Source organism: Sporichthya sp., assembly GCF_013815995.1.
Taxonomy (GTDB): Bacteria; Actinomycetota; Actinomycetes; order Sporichthyales; family Sporichthyaceae; genus Sporichthya.
Genome location: NZ_JACDFE010000255.1, coordinates 1 through 5,821, shown reverse-complemented (window position 1 = coordinate 5,821; position 5,821 = coordinate 1). Strand labels below are relative to the sequence as shown.

General features: G+C 71.0%; 7 protein-coding genes and 1 pseudogene. 5 read left to right on the top strand and 3 right to left on the bottom strand.

What is annotated here, in order from left to right:
• The 4 genes and pseudogenes from H0X00_RS20815 to hisF all read left to right on the top strand — a co-directional run.
• On the top strand, positions 1-273 hold a 273-nt coding region (locus tag H0X00_RS20815; protein ID WP_293774455.1), incomplete at its 5' end, for a hypothetical protein.
• Positions 274-303: 30 nt separating this feature from the next.
• Positions 304-1,187 (top strand): annotated as a pseudogene (locus H0X00_RS20810) (Ig-like domain-containing protein).
• A gap of 63 nt (positions 1,188-1,250) precedes the next feature.
• Positions 1,251-1,982, top strand: a complete 732-nt coding sequence (gene priA / locus H0X00_RS20805) for a bifunctional 1-(5-phosphoribosyl)-5-((5-phosphoribosylamino)methylideneamino)imidazole-4-carboxamide isomerase/phosphoribosylanthranilate isomerase PriA (protein ID WP_293774453.1) — start codon at positions 1,251-1,253, stop codon at positions 1,980-1,982.
• An 11-nt stretch (positions 1,983-1,993) separates the two neighbouring features.
• Positions 1,994-2,767, top strand: a complete 774-nt coding sequence (gene hisF, locus H0X00_RS20800; protein ID WP_293774451.1) for an imidazole glycerol phosphate synthase subunit HisF — start codon at positions 1,994-1,996, stop codon at positions 2,765-2,767.
• Between the two features lie 130 nt (positions 2,768-2,897).
• Here hisF and H0X00_RS20795 read toward each other — a convergent pair whose 3' ends face one another.
• The gene (locus H0X00_RS20795) at positions 2,898-3,764 is read right to left on the bottom strand and encodes a DUF222 domain-containing protein (RefSeq protein ID WP_293774450.1); all 867 of its coding nucleotides are present in this window, start codon (positions 3,762-3,764) and stop codon (positions 2,898-2,900) included.
• A complete protein-coding gene (locus H0X00_RS20790; RefSeq protein ID WP_293774448.1) occupies positions 3,739-3,990 on the bottom strand; it encodes a hypothetical protein in 252 nt (83 codons plus the stop codon). Before H0X00_RS20790 ends, H0X00_RS20795 begins: the two co-directional genes overlap by 26 nt.
• A gap of 184 nt (positions 3,991-4,174) precedes the next feature.
• Here H0X00_RS20790 and H0X00_RS20785 point away from each other — a divergent pair, with 184 nt between their 5' ends.
• Positions 4,175-4,618, top strand: coding sequence for a hypothetical protein (locus H0X00_RS20785; RefSeq protein WP_293774446.1), 444 nt, complete (start codon positions 4,175-4,177; stop codon positions 4,616-4,618).
• Between the two features lie 16 nt (positions 4,619-4,634).
• On the opposite strand, the gene H0X00_RS20780 is transcribed toward H0X00_RS20785, so the two are convergent.
• On the bottom strand, positions 4,635-5,821 hold a 1,187-nt coding region (locus H0X00_RS20780), incomplete at its 5' end, for a MinD/ParA family protein (RefSeq protein WP_293774444.1).

The following is a 5,821-nucleotide window of genomic DNA, read 5'->3' as shown; positions in this document are numbered from 1 at the left end:
GCCGAACAGCGGGCGGCTGAGGTCGCGAAGCAGGCACGCAGCCGGTCCCGGCGCGCGGCTCTGACCCGGCTCCTGCCCAGACGTCGGCCGGCGACCGGCGTGCTCGCCCGCAAGCGACGGGCGCAGAACCGCGTGGTGTTCGGCGTCGCCGTTGTGATTCAGGTGTTCGGCTGGCTCGCGTTCGGGTCGGTCCGCGGCAGCGTGCTCCTGCTGGTGCTGACCGCGTTCGCGTTGCCGGTCGCGCTGACGCTCGCGTTCGACCGTCGGGCCTGACCCGGCGTCAGCGCAGGGGCTGCGCCGGCGGTGGTGCCGCTCAAGGTCGGCACGCGGTACCGGGTGCCGACCTTGAGCGATGCCGCCGATGGCCAGCAGGTCGAGAAGACGACCGGGTTCAGCAAGAAGGACGTCGCGCGCTCCGGCACCCTCGAGGTCGCGAGCGTGACGCCCGCCGACGGGGAGGAGGTCGGGATCGGCCACCCGATCCAGGTGACGTTCAACCAGCCGGTCACCGACCGGGCCACGGTGCAGAAAGCCTTGCGGGTGACGGCGACGCCGCCGGTGGAAGGGGCCTGGTACTGGATCGACGACGTCACCGCGGACTACCGGCCGCAGGCTTTCTGGCCGGCGAACACCAAGGTGGAGCTGCGCGCCAAGCTGGCCGGCATCGACGCGGGCGACGGCATCATCGGCGGAAAGAACCGCAACTCGACGTTCAGCGTCGGTCGGGCCCAGGTGATCCAGGTCGACGTCGTCAAGCATCAACTGCAGGTGCTCCAGGGGGAGCGCGTGGTCAAGACCTACGACGTCTCCACCGGTAAGAAGAACTGGGAGACCCGCAACGGCACCAAGATCGTCATGGACAAGGAGCGGAACAAGGTCTGGACCAACGAGGCGATCGACGCCAAGAAGGAATACCGCTACAAGTCCAAGTACGCGTGCGGGTGACCAACAGCGGCGAGTTCTTGCACGACGCCCCGTGGAACACCGGCAACATCGGCGAGGCCAACACCTCGCACGGTTGCATCGGTCTGCTGCCCAAGGCGATGGACTGGCTCTACGAGCACACGATGGTCGGCGACCCGGTCGTCGTGGTCGGCTCCCCGAAGCCGTTCGACGACCTGACCAACCGGATCGCGGACTGGAACGTCCCGTGGGATCAGTGGAAGGCCGGCAACGTCGACGCGTGAGCGGACCACCATGGGCTGACCGTGTGAGCGCCGCCACACCCGGGCCCTGACTACGCTCGCGTCATGCCGAACCGCCTCGAACTGCTCCCCGCCGTCGACGTCGCCGACGGCCAGGCCGTCCGACTGGTCCAGGGCGAGGCCGGCTCCGAGACCAACTACGGCGAACCCCTGGCCGCCGCACTGGCGTGGCAGTCGGCGGGCGCCGAGTGGATCCACCTGGTCGACCTGGACGCCGCTTTCGGCCGCGGCTCCAACCGTGAACTCCTGCACGAGGTCGTGGCCAAGCTCGACGTCCAGGTCGAGATGAGCGGCGGTATCCGCGACGACGCCTCGCTCGAGGCGGCCATGGCGACCGGCTGCGCGCGGGTCAATATCGGCACCGCAGCGCTGGAGAACCCCGAGTGGTGCGCGGCCGCGATCGCCCGCTGGGGCGACCGGGTCGCGGTCGGTCTCGATGTGCGCGGCACCACGCTGGCCGGCCGGGGCTGGACCCGCGAGGGCGGCGAGCTCTACGCGGTGCTCGCCCGGCTCGACGCGGAGGGCTGCGCCCGTTACGTCGTCACCGACGTGACCAAGGACGGCACCCTCAAGGGCCCGAATCTCGAGCTGCTCCGCGAGGTCTGCGCGCGCACCGACAAGCCGGTGGTCGCCTCCGGTGGCGTGTCCAGCCTGGACGACCTGCGCGCGATCGCGGCCCTGACCGGGATCGGCGTCGAGGGCGCAATCGTCGGTAAGGCGCTCTACGCCGAAGCGTTCACCCTCGAAGAGGCGCTCGCCGCCGTCGCGTCGATCTGACGGAGCATCAGATGAGCGTGGCGGTCCGCGTCATTCCCTGCCTGGACGTCGATGCCGGGCGCGTGGTCAAGGGCGTCAACTTCCAGAACCTGCGCGACGCCGGTGACCCGGTGGAACTGGCCAAGCGCTACGACGCCGACGGCGCGGACGAACTGACCTTCCTCGACATCACCGCCTCCTCGGGCGACCGGGCGACCACCTATGACGTGGTGTCCCGCACCGCCGAGCAGGTCTTCATCCCGCTCACCGTCGGCGGCGGCGTGCGGACCGCGGGAGACGTCGACAAGTTGCTGCGCGCGGGCGCGGACAAGATCGGGGTGAACACCGCGGCGATCGCCAGGCCCGCGCTCATCGCCGAGATCGCCGACCGGTTCGGCAACCAGGTGCTGGTGCTCTCCATCGACGCCCGGCGGTGCCTGCCCGGCGACCCGCGCACGTCGTCGGGGTTCGAAGTGACCACGCACGGCGGCCGCAAGGGTACCGGGATTGACGCCGTCGAATGGTGCCGACGCGGCTGCGAACTCGGTGCCGGGGAGATCCTGCTCAACTCCATGGACGCCGACGGCACCAAGGACGGCTACGACCTGGAGATGCTGCGCCTGGTCCGCAAGGTCGTCACCGTGCCGGTGATCGCCAGCGGGGGAGCGGGCAAGGTCGCCGACTTCGCTCCCGCCGTCGCGGCCGGCGCTGACGCCGTGCTCGCCGCCAGCGTCTTCCACTTCGGCGATCTGCGAATCGGCCAGGTCAAGGACGCTCTCCGGGCCGAGGGCCTCCCCGTCCGCTGACGCTACGTCACAACTAGAACGGCGGGGTGTCCTCGTCGGGTGCGGGTGCGGGGGGCGACGTCGGGTGGTTCGTCGCCCTCGTCGGGTGGGGGTCGGGTGATGAAGCGGCGTCCGGTGGGGGTGGGCCAGGTCAGGGTGCCGTGCTGGTCCTGGGTACAGGCCCAGCCGGGCATCTGCTTGATCTGGTGGTGGAAGCGGCAGACGGCCGCCAGGTTGGCGTAGACGGTGCGGCCACCGGCCTTAAAGGCGAGGCTGTGGTCGAGGTCGCAGCGGGTGGCGGGGCGCCGGCAGCCGGGGAAGCGGCAGTGCTTGTCCCGGCTGGGACCGTGTCCCGCAGGGCCAGGCGGGGGACGTAGACCTCGGCGCCGCGGTTGAGCTCGGCGATCTGCTCGGCGGTGAGCGCGCAGGACTGCGGCGCGGGTGGAGTGCGGGGATCCGTGCCGGTCGCGGCGGCGATCAGGTCGACCAAGGCGTGGGCTCGGCGCGCTCCGACCGGGCGGTCGTCCCCGGCCGCCTTGGGGTGGGCGAGGGCGTCGATCGCGGTGAAGCAGGCGTGGGCCTGCTCGCGGGGGAGGTAGGCGTGGAGGGTGGCCATGCGGTCGGGTTCGTCGGTGACGTACAGGGAGCGCTCGGCGACGGCCTTCTCCCGGCGCTTGCGGACCGCTTCGCCGTCGAGCTTCTCCACCTCACGGCGGGCCGCCCGCCGGATCGAGCCGGTGGTCCGGCCGGCGGCCTTGGCCAACACCGCCTTCTCGAGGTGGGCGCACTGCGCGACGTCGAGATTGACGGCTTCTTCCACGATTGCGCGGGCCGTCGGCAGGGTGATCGCCCCGTCCTCCAACGCCGCGAAGGTCTGCGGGAGGCGGCGGGTCAGGGCTAGCGCGAGGTCGATCGACTGCGAGGCCGACTCCGGGGTGATCCCGAGCGCGAGCCCGATCTCGGACTGCGCGGAGTGCTCCATCGCCTCGGCGTCATACCCGACCTCGGGGTTGGCCATCCGTCGCAGGGTGCAGTCGGCGATCGCCCGCAGCTTCGCTCCGGCCGCGGGCCTCACCCTTGGCCGCCCGTTCCACCGCCGCGAGCAGCCCGGCCTCGGTGCGGGAACCGGGCAGGTCCGGGAACGCCTCGTCCCGGGAGAACTCACCGGCGCCGTAGGCGGACCAGAACGCGTCCTGCTGGGCCTGCCACTCCTGGAACGCTTCGTAGCCCTCGTCGCCAGGCATCGGTTCGACGTCGACCCACCGCTGTTCGCCGACGGCACGGTGTCGGGAGGGCGAGCCCGGGGGAGGATGACGGGATGGTGAGCGTGCGGCCCACGTCCGCGGAGCGGGCGGCGAGATGTCCGGGGGATGATCTCGTCCGGGACCTCGCGCTCACGATGGATCGCGGTTCGTCGTCGAGGCGTCGGTGGCCGAGACGATGCCCTGGTTGGTGCAGTTGGGTAAGGGCCGGGCGGGCTGGTACTTCCCCAGCTGGTTCGAGCGGTTGCTGCCGCCGAAGAACCGCGCGATCCGGATGATCGATCCGCGCTGGCAGGGCCTGACGGTAGGCGACATGGTTCCCGACTACGGCAAGGACGAGACGCTCGCCCTGGTCTCCCGGGACCCGGACACCCTCGTCTACGAGTCCTGGCGCAAGCACATGCAGGTGACCTGGGTGCTGATGCTGCGTCCGGTTCGCGCGCGCGATGGGCGCGAGGGCACACGGGTGCATCTCCGGCTACGGCTCGGCCCGGTCAAGCACCCGCGCCTGGTCGGGATCTACGGGGACCTGTTCGACTACCTGACGATCCTCGGCATGGCCGCCGGCCTTCGAGAGCGAGTTCGCGAGGCCGGGCGCCCCGTCGGTTAGGACGGTCAGAGGAACGTCAGAAAGTGCGCTCGCCGCTCCTGGAGATGCCGAGGCGGGGGAACTGGTCGGCGATCTCGGCGGCGAGTTCCAGGTAGGCCTGATAGGCGCCCTTGCTCATCAGGTTGAGGTCGATCTGGCCGCCCTCGGCCAGGTGCGGGTCGTACGGGACCGCGACCACGGCCCGGGTGCGCCGGGCGAAGTGGCTGATGATCTCGTCCAGGTGCACGGCCGCCGCCTGCGGACGCACCGAGGTGATGACCGTGACGGATTCGCGCGCGAGTTCGCCGTAGTTGTGGGCCTCCAGCCAGTCCAGCGTCGCGCTCGCGCTGCGGGCGCCGTCCAGACTCGCGGAGGACACGATCACGACCTGGTCGGCCTTGGCGAGCACGCCGACCATCGCGGAGTGCAGCAGGCCGGTGCCGCAGTCGGTGAGGATCAGGTTGTAGAACTTCTCGAGGATGTCGCTGATGATCCGGTAGTCGTTCTCCGAGAACGCCAGCGAGGCCAGCGGGTCGGACTCCGAGACCAGCACCTCCAGGCGCGACTCGGCCTGCGCGGTGAACTCGCGCACCGCGGAGTACCGGTCCAGCTGCTGGCTGCGCGTCACGAAGTCGCGCACGGTGGTCTTGGCCAGGCCGGGCACGATCTTGTCGCCGAGCGTGCCGCGGTCGGGGTTGGCGTCGATCGCGATCACCCGGTCCCCGCGTAGCGAGGCGAACATCGAGCCCAGCGCGGCGGCGCTGGTGGTCTTGCCGACGCCGCCCTTGAGGCTGATCACGGCGAGGCGGTGGCAGCCGGGGATCTCGGTGCGCACCCGGTCCTCGAAGCCCTGGCTGATCAGCTCCTTGCCGCCGGGGCCGAGGTTGATCCCGGTGGCGGCCATCAGCCCCTTGCGCCAGCCCTTGCTCGGCGGGCGCTTGCGCGCCTTGAGCACGTTCTCCGCGGTGAGGCTGTCGGCGGACAGCTTCTCGGTGCCCACCGGGAGGTTCTTCTTCACCGCGGGCCGGGCCGGCCGCGCCGACGTGTTCTGGCCGTGGGTCGGGAGCTCGATGTCACCGGTCGCCTGCTTCGCGTCGTAGTCCTTGAACGGTTCGCCGGACGGCTGCTCGCTGCGACCGGGCCGGGGCGGACGGGCGCCCTTGACCGGGGCCTTCGGCACGACCGTCTGGGCGGCCGTGGCCGGTGCGGACGCGGCCGGGGAGC

Excerpts from the sequence above, each read along its gene's own strand:
- priA (WP_293774453.1), top strand. The coding sequence starts at position 1,251 with ATGCCGAACCGCCTCGAACTGCTCCCCGCCGTCGACGTCGCCGACGGC.
- hisF (WP_293774451.1), top strand. The coding sequence starts at position 1,994 with ATGAGCGTGGCGGTCCGCGTCATTCCCTGCCTGGACGTCGATGCCGGG.
- H0X00_RS20795 (WP_293774450.1), bottom strand. The coding sequence starts at position 3,764 with ATGGCCAACCCCGAGGTCGGGTATGACGCCGAGGCGATGGAGCACTCC.
- H0X00_RS20790 (WP_293774448.1), bottom strand. The coding sequence starts at position 3,990 with ATGCCTGGCGACGAGGGCTACGAAGCGTTCCAGGAGTGGCAGGCCCAG.